The sequence below is a fragment of the Herpetosiphon sp. NSE202 genome (assembly GCF_042688385.1).
In the GTDB taxonomy this organism is placed as follows: Bacteria; Chloroflexota; Chloroflexia; order Chloroflexales; family Herpetosiphonaceae; genus Herpetosiphon.
The window spans coordinates 17,884-35,948 of sequence record NZ_JBHUPY010000026.1; the positions used below are offsets into that span (position 1 = coordinate 17,884).

Genomic DNA, 18,065 nt, shown 5'->3' on the forward strand with positions numbered 1-18,065 from the left:
ATTAACCACTGACCCTCGGTATAATACCGCGTGATGCATCACTCTGATGCATGTGTATTGATGGAATGATTATGCGTTTGCGGCGTTCTTGGCTCACTGTTGCGATTCTTTTTGGCCTGATGGGCTTAGGGTTGGGGCTGCGGCTCGCCGCTTGGCATTGGCATGAATTTCGGCCACTTGGCGGCGATGAACGCGAATATTTGGATTTGGCGATTGCTTTGGCCCAAGGCAAGCCCTATTACGATTTGCAATTTATGCGCCCGCCATTGTTTCCTTTGGGTTTGGCGGCTGCGGTTTGGCTCGTCGATGGCGATTTGCAGGGCTTGCGGCTGATTAATGCGCTGATTAGCACCGCCACAATTTCTTTGGTTTGGTGGTGGACGCGGCTGTTGTTGCGGCGCAACGATCTGGGCTTGATTGCTGCTGGCTTGACAGCTTGCTCGTTTACCTTGGCCTTGAACGCGACCGAATTGCTCAGCGAAACGGTGACCCTCGCTGGCTTAATGCTGGTGTTTGGGTTAATTACTTTGAGTTTGCGTCGCCCGCAACTGCGTTGGGCGATTGCCGCTGGCGTAGCGATTGCAGTCGTCAGCTTAATTCGCTCGGTAGCGTTACCTTTGCTTCCATTAGGTTTATTGCTGCTCTGGCGCAGCGATAACCCACAGCGCTGGCGACAGATGCTTGGTTTGCTGGCAGCAACCGTATTGACCATCGCGCCATGGACAATTCGCAATGCGCTGAGTTATGGCGGCCTCATTTTGATCGATACAACTGGCCAAGAAAATCTCTGGCTGGATAACGATCCACGTGGCCGTGATCTGGTTAAAGCCGAATTGTATGCGTTGGGCGATGCCCGCATCGAACGCAGCCAATTGGCCTCGCAGCAAGGCATTGCGGCAATTACTGAGCATCCTGCTTGGTTTTTGGCTAAGTTTGGCCGTGAGTTTTGGCATAGTTGGGGCTTGGAGCATAGCGACGATTTGCTGGCGCGGCGCGCGATTTGGCAACCAGCCAGCGAAGTTTGGTTGCGCTTGATTTTTGGCGATGGCTGGTGGTTGTTGCTGATTGGCTTGGGTTTGGCTGGTTTATGGTCGTTGCCCTGTGAGCGATGGCTGAAATTGCTGCTGCTGGTGTGGGTTGGCTACACCGTGTTTACTTCATGTTTATTTCATGTTGAATATCGTTATCGTTTGCCTTTGCTGCCCGTGCTCTTGCCCGCAGCGGCGTGGCAACTGCGCCAATTGCGTTGGGCTTGGCCGCAGCCGCGCCAGTGGTTGGCGTTGGCAACGGGCGCAAGCGTATTGGCCTTGAGCTTGAGCTATGCCAATTATCCCCAAGAAGCTTGGCGTTTAGGCCAAAAACATTGGTATTTGTGGCGGGCCGAGCGTTATTTAGCCGCTGCCAACGGCTTGCCAGCAACTATGAACCAACAAGCAAGCTCGGGCGTGGCAGTATTCGAGGCGCAAGCAGCGGCCAGCAACGCCTTGCGCTTTGACCCGGATTCGGCCTTAGCGCGAGTCTTGTTGGCGCGCATCGCCTTTATCAGCGATCAGCCCGCTACTGGTGAGCAACAATTGCGCGCGGCAATTGCTGTGTTGCCAGCCCATGCTTATGCCCATTTATTGCTGGGCGATTATTTGCGCCAGCAAGGCAATTTGAGCGCAGCCCGCAGCGAATTGGCCTATGAAACCAGTTCGACCGAAGATTTGCAAGCGTGGTCACGCCAACGCATGCAGTTTCTGCCCATCACCAACACCCTCGATTTGGGTTCTGGCCTCGATTTGGGCTTGATTGCCGATTGGTATGCTGCCGAAGATGGCAGCCGTTGGTTTGGCGAGCAGGCCACAGTTTGGCTGCACGCCCCAGCTGATGCCACAATGCTCCGCTTGCGCATTGCCAGCCAACGCCCAGTTAGCCTTGCTGCTCCCACATTAAGTTTATGGGCGAATGGACAATTAATCGCCGAAATCGCGATCGATTCCAGCTGGACGGTTCATGAAATTGCTTTGCCAAATAGTTTGCGCAACATACCATTGGAGCTAGAATTGCGCAGCGGTAGCACCTTCGTGCCGCACGATCTGGAGCCGACCAATCCCGATGGGCGCGATTTGGGCTTGCGAGTCGATTGGATTCGGGTGGAATAGGCTTTTGAATTGGCCAAGATTCTGCTATAGTCGGAGTCTATTCCCTCACCCCCTAGCCTCCTCTCCCGCAAGCGAGGCGAGGGGAGGCAGCCATTGTTTACCAAGAATTGCGCAGAAGCATGGGGTTAAAGCCCCTCGCCCGCGTCGAGTGGGAGAGGGGTTGGGGTGAGGGAACGTACCGATTTAGTAGCTGAGGGCAACATCCCAATGAAGTTGATTGATTTACCCTATAGCTCACGGCGCTTGCCAGCGATTGCGCGGCGCTCGATGGTGGCGACCAGTCAACCACAGGCGGTTTTGGCAGGCTTATCGATGCTGGAACGGGGTGGCAACGCAGTTGATGCAGCAATTGCTGCCGCCGCAATGCTCACCGTCGTCGAACCAACCTCGAACGGGATTGGGAGCGATGCCTTTGCCTTGGTGTGGGATGGTCGCAGCTTGCATGGGCTGAATGGTTCTGGGCGTGCGCCGCAATCTATCAGCCTTGAAACAATGCTCCAAGCTGGCCATGAAACAATGCCAGCCTATGGATGGCCCAGCGTTACTGTGCCCGGTGCGCCGCGAGCATGGCGCGACCTGCATCAACGTTTTGGCCGCTTGGATTTTGAGGAAGTATTGATGCCAGCGATTAGCGCTGCTGAAGATGGTTTTGCGGTTACGCCGATCGTTGCGCACTATTGGAATCTTGCTTTGCGCCGCTACGAAGCCATGACCGACCCAGCGACCAGTGCTTGGCTCAACACCTTCTCGTATCGGGGGCGTGCGCCGAGCACTGGCGATATGTGGCGTTCGCGCCGTCAAGCCCGCACGTTGCGCCGCATCGCCCAAACCGGAGCCGATGATTTTTATCAAGGCGAATTGGCAACACAGATTGTGGAGTGGGCACAGAAAACAGGCGGTTTTATCAGCGCCGCCGATTTAGCCCAACACACTAGCACATGGGTCGAACCAATTAGCACCAGCTATCGCGGCTACCAAGTCTGGGAGATTCCGCCGAATGGTCAAGGTTTGGCGGCACTGATGGCCTTGAATATTTTGGAAGGCTTTGATCTGAGCCATAATGCCCGCGACACGATTCAATCGTATCATTTGCAAATCGAGGCCATGAAATTAGCTTTTGCTGATGCCCACCGCTATATTGCCGACCCAGAGCATGTTGAGGTACCAACCAAAGCCTTGCTTTCCAAACGCTACGCCGCCAGTCGCCGCAGCCTGATTGGCGATTATGCGCTCGAGCCGCAGCATGGTGAATTGCCAAAAGGTGGCACGGTCTATCTGTGTGCGGTCGATGGCGATGGCATGATGGTCAGCTTTATTCAATCCAACTACATGGGCTTTGGCTCTGGCGTGGTTGTGCCCGAAACCGGAATTGCCTTGCAAAATCGGGGTGCTAATTTCTCGCTTGATCCCCAGCATCCCAATGTTTTAGCGCCGAATAAACGTCCATTCCACACGATTATTCCCTCGTTTTTGACCCGTGATGGCGAGGCGGTTGGGCCATTTGGCGTGATGGGCGGCGCGATGCAACCCCAAGGCCATGCCCAAATGATTCTCAATCGGGTTGATTGGCAGCTTAACCCGCAAGCAAGCCTTGATGCTCCGCGCTGGCAAGTTGGCGCTGGGCGCAAAGTATTTCTTGAATATGGCGTGCCTCAGTTTATTGCTGAAGGCCTGCGCGCAATGGGCCACGAGGTCGAAATTCATGCCGAAGGCGGCATGTTTGGGCGTGGCCAAATTATCTGGCGCTTACCAAATGGCTCATTAATGGGCGGCAGCGATATGCGCGCCGATGGCTGTGCCTTGGGTTTCTAACGCCGAATATTCGATCTGCTTTGTAAACAGCTATAGCCTGGCTATAGCTGTTTTTTTGCCTTCTTAATGGCCTGAAATGATAATTTTCACTCATTGTTACTGCCAAAAACATCACTCCAATTGCACGGAGAACTAGGTCATGGATAGGACTAAATAGCATTGACGGGGAGCTAGCCTGCGTGGCAAGATCGTTAGTGATCCTTCCGTTCTCGCCACATCTGTTTCTTGCTGAGGAGTATTGGTATGCAATTGCGCTCGTTGCGGTCGTTATTGACTGTGGATCGTGCCCGAATTGGCTCGTTGTTAAGTGTTTTCTTGGTTGGCTTGATGGCATGGATGCTGCCGCAAGCAGGCGCACGCCCAACCTTCGCCGCCTCAAACGGCGTGGTCATTAGCCAGGTTTATGGCGCGGGTGGTAATAGTGGTGCCACTTATACCCATGATTTTGTTGAGTTATTCAATCGAGGTTCAGCAGCTGTTTCCTTGAATGGCTGGTCGATTCAGTACGCAGGAGCTACAGGGACAGGGAATTTCAGTGGCAGTGTTACCACATTACCAAATTTTTCACTTCAGCCTGGTCAATACTATCTTGTACGTATGGCTGGCGGAACAACTGGTGCTGCATTGCCAACCCCTGATGCTACTGGGAATGCTACAATGTCTGGTACTGGTGGGAAAGTTATTGTTGCCAATACCACAGCTGGTTTAGCTTGTAATGGTGGTTCTACATCTTGTGATGCTGCCCAACAAGCACAAATTGTCGATTTAGTTGGCTATGGCGGAGCGAATTACTTTGAGGGTAGTGGGCCAACACCTGCCCCCAGCAATACCACCAGCGTCATTCGCACAAATCCATGTGTTGATGCAGATAATAATGCTAGCGAATTTACCGCAGTTGCGCCAAACCCACGCAACAGCGCCAGCACAACTCTGACGTGTTCAGCAGCAACCAACACGCCAACCAACACGCCAACGAATACCGCAACGAACACGCCAACCAATACCGCGACGAATACGCCAACCAATACTGCGACAGCGACAGAAACTCCGGCTCCAACCAGTACCCCAGTGCTTGGCGGCGATAACAATATTTTGTGGGATTATCTCTATCACAGTGCAACAAGCGCAAATCCCCAAACCGAGCTTGTGCCCGGCGAAAGCTATAGCTTCTTGCATAGCGCTGCTGGCACAATCAACGAAACAACTGCGGTAACGATTTCTGCATTAACCGATGCGCTGGATGTGCAAAACGCCAGCCTGCGCTACTGGGATGGCGCTACTTCAACCACCATTCCGATGACCCGCAGCAAATCGTTGACTGCAAGTTTTCGCAACCAAGCAAGCCATAGCTACGACTTATGGCAGGCCAGCATTCCAGCCCAAGCAGTGGGCACAACCGTTTTCTATCGGGTGATTGTGCAAGATGGCGGCTCAACGGCCTATATGAAGCAAACAAATGGCCAATATGTGAACCCACTTGGCCAGCACGTTCGTGGCTTTAACGATGATCCCGAGGATTATAGCTACACGGTTGTAGCCTCAAATCCAACTGCAACCCCGACAAGTACCGCGACCGAAACGCCAACCAATACCGCAACCATCGCGCCAACGGCGACCGATGAACCAACGGCGACGGCAACCGTCGCGCCAACGGCAACCGATGAACCAACTACGACTGCAACCATCGCACCAACGGCGACCGACGAACCAACTGCGACGGCAACCGTCGCGCCAACGGCGACCGATGAACCAACTACCACCGCAACCCTTGCACCAACGGCAACCGATGAACCAACTACCACCGCAACCGTTGCACCAACGGCCACCGATGAACCAACTACCACCGCAACCGTTGCACCAACGGCCACCGATGAACCAACAACTACCGCGACCCAGACGGCAACGCCAACAATCACGGTGACGGTAACGGTGACACCTGGTTCGCCAACCGCCACCGCGACCCAAACAGCCACGCCGACCATTACGGTGACGGTAACGGTGACACCTGGTTCGCCAACGCCAACCAATACCCCAACCAGCACGGCGACCCAAACACCAACCCACACGCCAACCGCGACCTTGGTTCCAACGGCAACCAATACCGCGATTCCAACCCAATACAAAGTCTATTTGCCTTGGACTGGCAAATAACGCTCGGTTCATCAACGGGGTTCCCAAATGCGAGCAAGCGGCAATCAAAGCGCCGCTTGCTCGCTAAAGTGGGAGCTAGCAAAAAAAAATTATGCATGTGAAACTAGAAGAGCGAAGCAAAAACGAGGCTAGAACGGTGTATAATCTGCGGTACACAAAGCGAGCATTGGCTCGGCACTAATTTTTTTGCTGCCTATTTGGTATACGTTGCGTTGATCGATAGCGCTTTATCCACCAAGCTTGATCTCAAAGGCAAGCTTATGCCGTTCGGCTACAAGCTGAATCGTTGAGAGCAAATAGGCAAAATCAATCGGTTTTTCAACATAACCATCGCAGCCAACCGCCAAGCAGCGTTGCCGATCGCCAGCTAAGTTGTAGGCAGTAATTGCAATAACTGGAATCGCGCGGGTTTGGGGTGAGGCTTTGAGTTGGGCGGTTGCACCCCATCCATGCAGTTCGGGCATCGACATATCCATCAAAATCAAATCAGGCTTTAATTGCAAAGCCAACATCAATCCTTCAATGCCCGTTTTCGCGGTGCTAATCTTAAAACCCCGTCGTTGCAAGCGGGTTGTGAGGATGGTGCGGTTGTCTTGGTCGTCATCGACAATTAAAATGTGCATAGCTTGCTCCTACCATCAATCAAGCGCATTCAAGAAACGCGCTCCAGTGATTGATACTCTGATCTTGTTGTATACCATAAAGTCCTAGCTGTAAATAGTTACTTTCGGGTGATATTGCTCACCACAACGGTGGCTTTAAGCAGTTGGATAGTTGGTTTGATCAAGCTTAATCGCTTGTGTAGCGCAGCTTTTTCATTTCAGGTTGCAGCATAACCAATGCTACTATTAAGGACATTCAACGATGAAATCAGTCTATCATCAGTATGTGCATAAAAGTGTACGTGGCAAAATTAGCCTTGCCTTATTAGCCATTATGCTGCTTGTGGTGCTGATTTTGTTAATTCCGCTGCGCTATATTGTCAATAGTTCGAGCCTGTTCGCTGAACAACAAGAAATGCAAAACCACCTCGAACGGGTTCGGCGGGCGATTAACGCTGAGCTAACCCAAATCGATGCCCTTGTTTTGTCGATGGCAACGTGGGATGAATCGTATAATTTTATCAATCAACGCACACCAACGTACATCGCCGAAAACACCAATGATGATGTTTTTCAGTTGTATAACATTCAAGCGATGCTCTATACCGATCAACAAGGCACGATCGTCTTTGCCAAAACTTACGATTCCAAGCAAGCCAAACCTGTTGCCGTGCCGTTTGAGTTTTTTGATATTAATAATTTTTACCCCCAACTGCTGCAACATCCTACGCTTGATCAAGGCAAAACCAGCGTCGTGCGGGCTGGCACCAAACTCTGGCTTTTGGCAGCGCGCCCAATTATCACGAATGAAGGTCAAGGCCCAGCTCGTGGCACATTAATTTATGGGCGGTTGGTTGATCAACAAGTGGTTGATCGAATCAATTATCAAACGCTCTTACCAGTGCAATTAAGCGATTATCGCTTTTTAACGCCCAACCGTCAGCAGGTGGTGAGCGAGCTAGCCAACGATCAGCGCTTAGTTTCGCGGGCCTTCAACGAGAATACGCTCGAAGGCTTTGTGGTCTTTCCTGCGATCGATAATCAACCGTTGTTAGTAGCAACCTTGGCCTTGCCGCGCACAATCTACATTCAAGGTCAACGTACCTTTTGGCTGATTGCCAGCGCGGTGGGGATTGCTGGTTGTTTGGGCTTGCTCAGCCTGTTTTGGGCTTTGCGGCGCTTTATTTTCCATCCGTTGACCTCAATTGTTGGCGATTTGCGCCAGATCGACCCCAGCCAGCCCAATCAGCAACACATTAATTTTGCCAGCCCCGATGAATTAGGTCTATTGGCCAAAACTGTCAACCAAGCGCTGGATTCGTTGGCCATGGCGCAGCGCGAACAATTGGCCGCCGAAGCCAAGCGCAGCACCTTGCAAGCAGAAATGCTCGATAATCAACACAGCCAATTACAAACCCAAGCCGCTTTGCTCGAACTGCAAAAGCAAACCTTGGCCGAACAAGCCTTACCATTAATTCCGGTTTCCCGCGAGGTTTTGGCCATGCCATTAATTGGCCAAATTGATCTGGCGCGGGCTGAGCGCTTGCAAACCACAATTTTGCTAGGCATTGAAACCCATCGCGCCCGTAGCGTCATCCTCGATCTGACGGGCGTTTCGCAGCTTGAGCAACAGGCAGCAATCGCGCTTGGCCAAACTGCTCAGGCCGTGCAATTATTGGGTGCACGCTTGTTGCTAACAGGGGCCAATCCGGCGATTGCCGAAGAAATGGTGGCTGCTAATATCAATTTTGGCCAGATCGCAATTTATCAAACGCTGGCCGCAGGCATGCAAGCAGCATTGCGCTAAATCCATTCGCATTAATTAAGATTTTGGCTCTGCCGCATCCAAACCCCGCTTCAGTCCCCGAACGAGGGGTGAATTTTGCCATGATTTGGCTCAATAACAGGGCTAGAGGTGAGGAACATATGGCAATTCTTCCCACCCAAATATCAGCATTTGGTTAAGCTTTGGCCGCTGTTAGCCGAAGTAAGCTAGAATATGCTAAAATGTACAAGCCTGCATAACCCATCTTTCAGAGCGTTGTCGAATGCGGGGGCGTATGTTGTCCCTCGTGCAGGGATTGATCCGCTAGCTCTATCACCCCAAATGGTGGGACTGCATCTTAAAAGTAGGAGTCGATGGCTATGACTGAACTCGTTCGCGCTCAACCGGCATTTAAAGTTGATTTTGTCCCATCACTTGGGTTGGATCTGCTTTCGACAATGGGTCTGATTGGAATTGTTCACGATTTTGAGGGCTTAGATGCTTGGCTGGTTGAAGCTGCTGCGAGTGTGCCACCACGCTTACGCCACGATATTCAGCTGGCAATGCGCTTGGGCGTGTATCCCTATGTTGTGGTTGAAACGGTGGCTGGCCAACTTTTAGCCCCTGGTGCTGCTGGCCACGACGATTTTAATGGCTTGATCGATGATCTCAAAGCGCTTTCGGCCCAAGAATGTGCTGCTATCGTGCATAAAATTGTGCAACGCACTGCCGCCAATGCAGATATTGAATTATTGCATACGCCAGCAGAAATTATTGCTGATCAAGAGCAATTAGAAGAATTATTGGCTAAAATGCAATTTCCAGTCGATACCGAAGAATTAATCGAATTGTTGCAACAGCCAACCGAATGGCGTGATTTATTGGTTTCAACAATTCAGCGCTTCTGGGATCGCATTTATCGCGAGCAATATGAATTGCAACAAGCTCGCCGTGAACGGAATGCCCATTATCATCGTACGCATCAATATAGTGTTAACTTCCGCGATTTATTTGCTGGTGTAACTGGCCGCCGCTTGCCAGACCATATTCACGAACGGCTTGGCACAATTAGCACCGTACGCTTTGTGCCTTCACAATATATCGGACCATATTTGTCGTTTCTGTTTAATAATTCATTACTTACTGTGTTTTATAATAGTAGCACCACACCTGCCGAAGGCGATGAGCAAACTGAGCGTACTCAAAGCCTCTATCAACCATTAGCCGCCTTGGCCGATAAAACGCGCCTGCAAATTATGACGTTGTTGCATGGCCGTGAATTATATGCCCAAGAAATTGTCAATTTGCTTGATATTCATCAATCGGCGGTTTCGCGCCATTTGAAGTTGATGGAAACCTCTGGTGTGCTGAATGTGCGGCGCGATAAAGGCGCAAAATATTATTCAATCAATCGCCAACGGATTGAGGAAATTTCAGCGCGCTTGCGTGAATTTGTCTAAGCATTCGTGCTAACGCTCCGTGATTACGGGGCGTTTTGCATTTAAAGGAGCCTATCATGTCAATGCTTGACCAAGTTGATTTATCGCTGCATTTGGGCAAAAAATCCTACGAGCGCCAACTTGCTGAATTGCAATTTAAAATGTTACGCTTACAACGCGCCGTAACCCAAATTGGCCATCGCATGGTGTTGGTTTTTGAAGGCTGGGATGCCAGCGGCAAAGGCGGCGCAATCAAACGCCTGACCGAAGCGCTCGATCCACGCGGGTTTGTGGTGCATCCAATTGCTGCGCCCACGCCAGAAGAACGCGCCCACAACTATCTTTGGCGCTTCTGGAACCGCATGCCGCGTGATGGCCAAATGGTGCTCTTTGACCGTTCGTGGTATGGCCGCGTGCTGGTCGAGCGGGTTGAGGGCTTTGCGACGATGCGCGAGTGGAGCCAAGCCTATGGCGAAATCAACGATTTTGAACGAATTTTACATAACGATCGAACCTCAATTTTGAAATTCTTCCTGCATATCTCCAGCGAGGAGCAAGAAAAACGCTTTCGCGACCGCGAACAAGATCCGCTCAAAACCTGGAAATTAACCGAAGAAGATTGGCGCAATCGCGAAAAATGGCCAGAATATGCGATTGCCACCGATGAAATGTTGGCTCGTACCTCAAGCGAAAACGCGCCATGGCAAGTCATTCCTGCCAACGACAAACGCTGGGCACGGATTGCGATTCTCAAAGCTGTGGTCGAAATGCTGGTTGCCGATATGCCGTTCGAGTTTGACGACGACAATGTGTTGGTGCTTGATCGTTCGGGAGCCTATGCCTTGGTTGATGCTGGCAAACTTGATGCCAAAGCGGTTGAAGCAGTCATTGCCGAAGAAGAAAAAGTGCGTAAATTGCTCAAAAAGCAACGCAAAGCCGACTAACAAGCGGATTTGCGTCAAGCTTGATCCAAAATGTTGCCTAAATAGTTGGCTAGCCCGTACAATACAGCCCGACACATCAGATTAAGGAAGCTAACAATGCACAATTTAGCAATTTATGGCTTTGGTGGAGTCGGGCGGGCGGTGCTAGCCCAAGCATTGCCCCATTTTACACTGGCCTTGGTGGCCGATCGTTCTGGCTATGTGGTAGGGCCGTTGAGCAACGAACGCTGGTTGGCGGTTGCGGCAGCCAAAGCCCAAGGCGCAACTTTAGCCAGCTTACCAGAAGGAACCAGCGGCGATTGGCGAGCTGCCTTGCCTGCTGGCTGTTTGGTGGCTGATACCACCGCCGAAGCCAACGCCGCCCAATTGGTCGAATTAGTTGCCAGTGGCCAGCGTTTAGCCTTGGCCAACAAAAAACCATTGTGCGAAGATTTGAACCTGTTTCAAGCCTTGGTTGGCAAGCGCCGCACCCGCTACGAAGCCACAGTTGGTGCAGGCTTACCAATTGTCGTCACCACCAATTTGCTGCGTGACACTGGCGATCAGGTGCAACGGATCGAAGGTTGTTTGAGTGGTACCTTGGGCTTTTTGCTCTCGTCGATTGAACAAGGCCAGCCCTATTCCGCCGCCGTGCGCGAAGCCAAAGCCTTAGGCTGGACGGAACCAGACCCGCGCGATGACTTGGGCGGGGTTGATGTTGCCCGCAAAGCCTTGATTCTCGGACGGACATTAGGCTATCAATGGAACTTGAGCGAGATTGCGATTGAGCCATTGTATCCTGCTGAGTTTGCAGGCTTAAGCATTGCTGAATTTATGGCCCAACTTGAGCAACTTGATGCTGGCTATGCCCAACGCCAAGCTGATGCTGTGGCCCAAGGCCAAACCTTGCGCTACGTGGCCTCGATTACGCCCGCTGGTGCGCGGGTTGGCTTGCAAGCAGTTGCCAACACTAGCCCGCTTGGCTCGCTCAAAGGCCCAGATAATATGGTGGCTTGGACGACCAAGCGCTACCAGGAACGCCCATTGGTAGTGCGCGGGCCTGGCGCAGGCGTTGAAGTAACCGCCTCGGCAGTCTTGTTCGACCTCTTGGCCTTGCGCTAAAAAAAGACCGTGGTCAATGAAGACCACGGCCCAAACCCTCTTGAGAGCTACAAGCTATTGCCCCGCCATATCCCGCCGTTGAAACAGTAATATTCCAAAAATAATTGAGCCAAAGATATAGGCCGCTACCACGATGATACTGGTTGTCAGCGATACTTGGGTTCCAAACATACCTTCAAGCATGCCGAGCGTCATGGTTTTTTGCTCACCATCATATAACCAATTGGCTTCAAGATTGCTAATGTGTAAATTAGGGAGAATTTTGGCAGCTAATTTGGAAAGACTTGCGGCAACACTAAATATAGTATTCCCAACAATCCCAAACACAATCCCCATAACCGTTGAGCGACTGGCCATGGTTACCAACAGCGTAATTGACGAAAAGACAATCAACTGCAAAAAGATTGGCACAAGCGATTTGAAGAGTCCTGATGCTGAAAACTGATCCATATTGCTGATATCACCACCAACAATCACATTGGCAAGCACCCCTAGGAGTGCACCCAAAATCAGCGAAGTGGCAATCAATACGGTCATAAACAGCAAACAGATCACAACTTTGATAATGATGAAATCACTGCGGCGCGCGCGGCGTGGCAGCAGCACTTTCCAAGTATCATTGGTGTATTCAGCGCCAATGCTGTTGCTCATAAAGACAATTGCTAAAATCGAGCCAAGTTGGCTCAGCACAATTAATGGTACTTGTAAGCTCGTGGGAAACAAGGTTAGTTGACGAATTTGTTCAGCAAATTGGCTATCCATACCTTCGTACAAGGATATCCCAACCATGCCCAAAAAACCAAGCAAAATAATACCTAAGGTAACGAGAAACAAACCAATATTAGCTGGACGTTTATAGGTTTTTGTCCATTCAGCGCGAAATAAATTCCACATTATTAGCGACCCCCTACCACAACTTCAGTCAATGGTTGTGGCGCAGCTGCGCCACTGTTACCAGTAATTTCCAAGAACAACGATTCGAGCGAGCGTTGGCGCACCACCACTTGGAACACATCAACATCAGCTTGCACCAATTTGCGCATTACTTGTGGCACATCCTGCGGCTCGGCGTTGATATTAATCCAGTGCTGGTCAAAGCTGGTGGCTTTTAATTCGGGGAATTCTTTCAAAATGGCCATGGCTTTTTCAAATGGTGCAGCTTCGATTGCATAGCCTGGGCCGCCTTCAGCAGCGAGCAAATCGCGCACCCGACCTTGTTTGATTGTTACGCCTTTTTGAATAATTGCCACATTCGAGCAAACTTGTTCCACTTCAAACAACAAGTGGCTCGAAAGGAAGACGGTGCGGCCTTCTTGGCCCATGCGCAAAATCAAATTCCGCATTTCGACCGTCCCCGCAGGGTCAAGCCCGTTGGTTGGCTCATCGAGAAACACTAGTTTGGGGTCGTTGAGCAGGGTTGCTGCCACGCCAAGTCGTTGCTTCATCCCCAACGAATAGGTTTTAACTTTATCTTTTTCGCGGCCACGCAAGCCGACAAATTCAATTAATTCATCATAGCGAGCTTGCGGTAAATCATGACCGCCAGAACGGGCTAAGAGACGCAAATTTTCTAAGCCCGACATAAAGGTATAAAATGCTGGCGATTCTACAATTGCCCCAACATATGGTGCAATGTTTTGGCGAGCATGTAAAATATCATGGCCAAAAACTGCTGCTTTCCCAGCTGTTGGTCGGATCAGCCCCAATAACATGCGGATGGTGGTGGTTTTACCCGCACCGTTTGGGCCTAAGAAGCCGTAAATCGTACCTTCTGGAATATGTAAACTTAAATTATTCACTGCTGGGACATTTTTATAGACTTTCGTCAATCCTTCAGCGGTAATTGCGATTCCACTCATAGAATGCTCCTCTATAGGCTGTGATGTTAGTATAACGTTAACATTACACACATTGTTGCATTATATTATTTATTTTGTTCATCATCAAGCGGAACAAGGCGCTCACGTAAGGCCATGATTGCCGCTTGCGTGCGATCTTGCAAATGTAACTTGGATAAAATATTGCTGACGTGGGTTTTAACCGTACGCTCACCAATGACCAAATGATCGGCAATTTCAGCATTGCTCATGCCACGAGCAATACACGTTAACACTTCGCGTTCGCGTTCGGTCAGCGTATCCAACGGCGAGCGCCGCGAGCTGGTAAGTTCGGTCATCAGGCGCGAGGCAACCATCGGGTGCAAGGTCGCTTCACCGCGCCGTGCCGCGCGAATCGCCGCTACCAAGGCATCAGGCCCAACATCTTTGAGCAAATATGAGAGCGCTCCCGCCTTGATTGCCGGAAAAATTCGCTCATCTTCGCTATACGATGTTAGCACAATTACTTGGGTTGACGGCGAGGCTCCACGCACTTGGCGGGTTGCTTCCACGCCGTCGATGCCAGGCATCAGCAAATCCATCAACACCACGTCGGGCAACACTTGGCTGACAACCTGAACGCCTTCCTCGCCTGAAGCAGCCTCGCCCACAATCTCAATATCTGGTTGCGTATCCAAGAAGGCGCGCAATCCGACCCGTACCACGACATGATCATCAACTAAAACAATTCGAATTTGCTCGTGCATGCTCCGTCCCTTCGTGCTATTAACGCGGCTCCACCAGAAGCCCGGTTTGGCTGCGTGGTACAACGATGCGCAGGCTTGTACCTTGGCCCGGAGCGGCGGTTACTTCGACTGTGCCGCCAACTGCATTGGCACGCTCCTGAATGCTAATTAAGCCAAGCGAGTGCGAGTTGCGTGGTTGCTGCAGATCAAAGCCACGGCCACGGTCGCTCACTTCTAAAATGGTGCGTTGGGCCTCGTATTCGAGGTTGACACTGGCACTATTAACCCCGCTATGCTTGGTAATGTTGGCCAACGCTTCTTGACAGATGCGATAGAACGCTTGCTCGTGATCTAAGGGAATGCGCCGTTCGCCGTTGATGTTGAGCTGAATTTGCAGGCCTTGACGACGAGCAGCCTCTTCGACCAGTTGACGTAAGGCTGGAACCAAGCCTTGATCGCCAAGTGCTGCTGGCCGCAAAGCGAAGATCAAGCCTCTGGTTTCGTGCAAGGCGCGTTGGGCCATTTGGCTGAGTTGTTCAACTTGGCTACGCGCCTTATCGGGCTGGGCTGGCAACAAATTGCGCGCTGCTGCTGCCAACATCGTGACGCTAAATAGTTCTTGGCTGACGCTATCGTGTAAATCGCGGGCAAGCCGATTGCGCTCTTCGACAATTGCCAATTGGCCTGCTTGTTCCACCAACGCTGCATTACGATCAGCAAGTTGACGTAACATTTTGACGTTCGATTCGAGCTCTTGGGCCATGCTATCAAAGCGGCGGGCTAATTGGCCAATTTCATCGCTGGCTGTGTCGTTGACGCGCACACTCAAGTTGCCTGCGGCCAAACTATCGGTGGCTTTGGTGAGCTGAACCAAGCGGCGCACAAAATTACGCGCCACAAACCAGCCATACACCATGCCAATAATTGCATTAGCAATCAGCGAAACAACCGAACTAACCATAAAAATAATCACCATCAGCAGCGCAACAATCACTTGATTTTGGCTCAATGGCCGCGAACGAACGTACAATGCGCCAATCACTTGGTTGGCTTGGTCACGAATCGGCGTTGCAATTACTAAATAATTGTCATAATTCCACGTTAGCTGATCAATGTCGTTGCTGCCTGCCAGTGCTGCCTGCACAACCCGCCGATCATTGCCAATCACCGAATCATTCCATGGTTGGCCAGCAGGGGTATTGCGGGGAAACGTGCCACCGAGCACCGTTCCCTTGGCATCGAGCAGCAGCAAATGATAACTTTGGCTGAAATCATTGGTTGCCTCTGGGGTAAAGGCCTCAGCAGGCATCAAAATAATCTCTTGCGAAAGATCACTGGGCGTATTATTAACCGTATTGCTGATTGCCAATTCGAGATTATTTTGCAAAAACTGGCCGCGCAACGAGCCAAAACGATAGCGCAAAACGTGTTGGATTGTGCGCGAATCGGTTGGCTCTTGCAGCATTGCGCTAAATTCAGCTGCATGATTTTGCGCGGCGCTGAGGAGCGTCGGTGCATTAAGCGGTGGCGCAGCACCCATGACCACGATAAAGGCTAAGGTATTGATCAATAGGGTCAGCGCTACGCTGATCCACACATATGACCATGTGAGTTTCCAGCGTAGCGTGCCAAAGCGTTGGCGCAAGCGATGGCGCAAGCTTAATTTATGATGCTGCTGCTGCACTCGCCGCCTCTCGTCGCCACGTTGTTATTGCAAATAATAAACAGCCAAGCTGCAAATCAAAGGGCTGTGAATCATGAAAATTGGCAATCATCGTCCGATTCCAAAAACCTTCGGTTTTAATTTCACCAACGATCTGCTGATTCAGATACACCTGATAGGTACTTTTCCAAGCCGATGGCCGCTCAAAGCGCAATGGTTGGTTGGCATAATGGCCTTCGAGAATTGGTTTCCAAAAACCAAAGCGCTGAATCCGCATTAATTCTTGCCCATTGACTGTGATCAGAATCGGGTAGCCCTTGGCTTTTGGATTGTCAAGGCTATAGAAATTAGCTCCAATTTGCCATTGGACTGTGCCGCGCCAACCCTTAAATTCCACTTCGAATGGGGCATGATAAGGGCTGCTAATTTCAAGTTTTCTGGCAGTCCAACTACTATATCGAGCTTGCAGCATTGTATTCTCCAATCAGCACAGTGCTTAATAACTACTATAAATCAGTGATTTGGATTGTACATCCGAATCAGGGGCCAACTGAAACTGTAAAATTTGCAACTCGCCCTCGTCCTTTAGTACGAGCCTCGCCATGAGCAGGTTGCGCTCCACGAGTTTCGCGCTCAAGCAAACGCAATTCACATGGCCAAAGTTTGGGTATAATGCGCAAGAATAACTACACCATGGAGTTGTCTAATGGCCTATTATGTTGAAGAGCGCCCTGGTGGGCCAGCGCTTGCACCTCGTCGCCCTACAATTAATGAATTTTTTCTCTCGACCTATCAAGTTGGTCCATATGTGGGCTGCGAATTTGGGTGCGCCTATTGCGATGGCTGGTCGTTCAGTCAGCGGCCATTCAACGAGGTTATCCGCGCTAATGTTGATTTGCCCGACCGCTTTGCTGAGCAATTAAGCTCTATTTCGCGTGGTGATCTGGTGGCATTTAGCCTTGGCGATGCTTATCAACCTGCCGAAAAAACCTATCGCTTGACCCGCCAGATGTTGCAGGCTTGCCAAGTTGCCAAACAACCAGTGCTGATTTTGACCAAAAGTTTGGCCGTAATGGATGATTTGACCCTCTTGCAACGCATGAACGAGCAGGGTTTGGCGATTGTGGTGATGAGTATTCCCACCGTTGATCCCTTGCTTTCTGAAAAATTAGAGGGCAAAGTGGCCCCGCCGTCTGCGCGTTTGGAAGCCCTGAATACGCTCAAACGAGCAGGCATTCCGACGGGCGTGGCAATGTTGCCGGTCATTCCCTACTTGACTGATACCGATCGCCAATTGCCGATGACCTTGAATGCGATTGCCAATGTGCAGCCAGATTTTGTGCTTTGGGAATATTTGTGGCAGCCCAATGAACGCCATCGCCAGCGTATGGCCGACCTGCTTTCGCGCTTGGGCAATTATCCCGCTTCCTATTATCGCGAATTGTATGGCAAGGAGATGCAGCCCAGCCTTGAGTACCGCCGCGAGATGCACCGCGATATTTTGGGCCGTTTTGAAGAACTGGATCTGAACCCACGCGCACCATTAGCGCTCTATCGCGACCATTTATCACCAAATAACGTTGCATCCTTGATGCTCAAACATCAAGCCTTTATCGATCAAATCAAAGGCCGTGAATTGTTGGCCAGCCGCCATTCCAATTTGGCCGAAGCGGTGTTTAATGGCAAAGCCGATGAACCGGCGCTCGCGGTTAGCCCGTTGTGGCCAATGCTCCGCGAAGTGTTGAAAATTAGCGACAGCCGCGAGCGGCTCGACCAAATTCTCGACAAAGTACGTAGCCCCGATTCCCCTGTTCCTCCCAGTAACGAGTGAACCATGAAGGGGCAATTGGAGTACATAAGGTGAGCAAAAAACCGCCTGTA

At 50.9% G+C, this 18,065-nt stretch carries 14 protein-coding genes; 8 read left to right on the forward strand and 6 right to left on the reverse strand.

Going from position 1 to position 18,065, the window contains the following annotated elements; translation table 11 throughout:
* The first annotated feature begins 71 nt into the window (after window positions 1-71).
* The 3 genes from ACFMKP_RS23455 (at window position 72) to ACFMKP_RS23465 (ending at window position 6,107) form a co-directional block, all read left to right on the forward strand.
* Complete coding sequence (locus ACFMKP_RS23455) at window positions 72-2,144, forward strand: glycosyltransferase family 39 protein (protein ID WP_382295923.1); 2,073 nt, start codon at window positions 72-74, stop codon at window positions 2,142-2,144.
* Window positions 2,145-2,351: 207 nt separating this feature from the next.
* A complete protein-coding gene (locus tag ACFMKP_RS23460; RefSeq protein WP_382295926.1) occupies window positions 2,352-3,956 on the forward strand; it encodes a gamma-glutamyltransferase family protein in 1,605 nt (534 codons plus the stop codon).
* A gap of 243 nt (window positions 3,957-4,199) precedes the next feature.
* Window positions 4,200-6,107 carry a lamin tail domain-containing protein gene (locus ACFMKP_RS23465; protein WP_382295929.1) on the forward strand — a complete coding sequence of 636 codons (1,908 nt, stop codon included), beginning with the start codon at window positions 4,200-4,202 and terminating at the stop codon, window positions 6,105-6,107.
* A gap of 227 nt (window positions 6,108-6,334) precedes the next feature.
* Here the strand turns inward: ACFMKP_RS23465 and ACFMKP_RS23470 are convergent, their stop codons facing one another.
* Window positions 6,335-6,730, reverse strand: a complete 396-nt coding sequence (locus ACFMKP_RS23470; RefSeq protein ID WP_382295932.1) for a response regulator — start codon at window positions 6,728-6,730, stop codon at window positions 6,335-6,337.
* 241 nt (window positions 6,731-6,971) lie between these two features.
* On the opposite strand from ACFMKP_RS23470, the gene ACFMKP_RS23475 reads away from it, so the two are divergent.
* The 4 genes from ACFMKP_RS23475 to ACFMKP_RS23490 all read left to right on the forward strand — a co-directional run bounded on the left by ACFMKP_RS23475 (window position 6,972) and on the right by ACFMKP_RS23490 (window position 11,958).
* The gene (locus ACFMKP_RS23475; RefSeq protein WP_382295935.1) at window positions 6,972-8,516 is read left to right on the forward strand and encodes a CHASE4 domain-containing protein; all 1,545 of its coding nucleotides are present in this window, start codon (window positions 6,972-6,974) and stop codon (window positions 8,514-8,516) included.
* A gap of 338 nt (window positions 8,517-8,854) precedes the next feature.
* Entirely contained in the window at window positions 8,855-9,934 is a 1,080-nt protein-coding gene (locus ACFMKP_RS23480) for an ArsR/SmtB family transcription factor (RefSeq protein ID WP_382295938.1), read from the forward strand.
* 56 nt (window positions 9,935-9,990) lie between these two features.
* The gene (locus ACFMKP_RS23485) at window positions 9,991-10,857 is read left to right on the forward strand and encodes a polyphosphate kinase 2 family protein (protein ID WP_382295941.1); all 867 of its coding nucleotides are present in this window, start codon (window positions 9,991-9,993) and stop codon (window positions 10,855-10,857) included.
* Window positions 10,858-10,953: 96 nt separating this feature from the next.
* The gene (locus ACFMKP_RS23490) at window positions 10,954-11,958 is read left to right on the forward strand and encodes a homoserine dehydrogenase (RefSeq protein ID WP_382295943.1); all 1,005 of its coding nucleotides are present in this window, start codon (window positions 10,954-10,956) and stop codon (window positions 11,956-11,958) included.
* Window positions 11,959-12,012: 54 nt separating this feature from the next.
* On the opposite strand, the gene ACFMKP_RS23495 is transcribed toward ACFMKP_RS23490, so the two are convergent.
* The 5 genes from ACFMKP_RS23495 to ACFMKP_RS23515 all read right to left on the reverse strand — a co-directional run bounded on the left by ACFMKP_RS23495 (window position 12,013) and on the right by ACFMKP_RS23515 (window position 16,656).
* A complete protein-coding gene (locus ACFMKP_RS23495; RefSeq protein WP_382295945.1) occupies window positions 12,013-12,852 on the reverse strand; it encodes an ABC transporter permease subunit in 840 nt (279 codons plus the stop codon).
* 2 nt (window positions 12,853-12,854) lie between these two features.
* Complete coding sequence (locus ACFMKP_RS23500; RefSeq protein WP_382295948.1) at window positions 12,855-13,817, reverse strand: ABC transporter ATP-binding protein; 963 nt, start codon at window positions 13,815-13,817, stop codon at window positions 12,855-12,857.
* Between the two features lie 65 nt (window positions 13,818-13,882).
* The gene (locus ACFMKP_RS23505; protein WP_382295950.1) at window positions 13,883-14,542 is read right to left on the reverse strand and encodes a response regulator; all 660 of its coding nucleotides are present in this window, start codon (window positions 14,540-14,542) and stop codon (window positions 13,883-13,885) included.
* Between the two features lie 19 nt (window positions 14,543-14,561).
* Entirely contained in the window at window positions 14,562-16,205 is a 1,644-nt protein-coding gene (locus tag ACFMKP_RS23510) for a histidine kinase (RefSeq protein ID WP_382295953.1), read from the reverse strand.
* A complete protein-coding gene (locus tag ACFMKP_RS23515) occupies window positions 16,186-16,656 on the reverse strand; it encodes a hypothetical protein (RefSeq protein ID WP_204756824.1) in 471 nt (156 codons plus the stop codon). The genes ACFMKP_RS23510 and ACFMKP_RS23515 overlap by 20 nt, the downstream gene beginning before the upstream one ends.
* Before the next feature lie 234 nt (window positions 16,657-16,890).
* Between ACFMKP_RS23515 and ACFMKP_RS23520 the strand changes: the two genes are divergently transcribed.
* On the forward strand, window positions 16,891-18,015 hold the full coding sequence (locus tag ACFMKP_RS23520; protein WP_382295957.1) for a radical SAM protein: 1,125 nt from the start codon (window positions 16,891-16,893) through the stop codon (window positions 18,013-18,015).
* Window positions 18,016-18,065 lie beyond the last annotated feature (50 nt).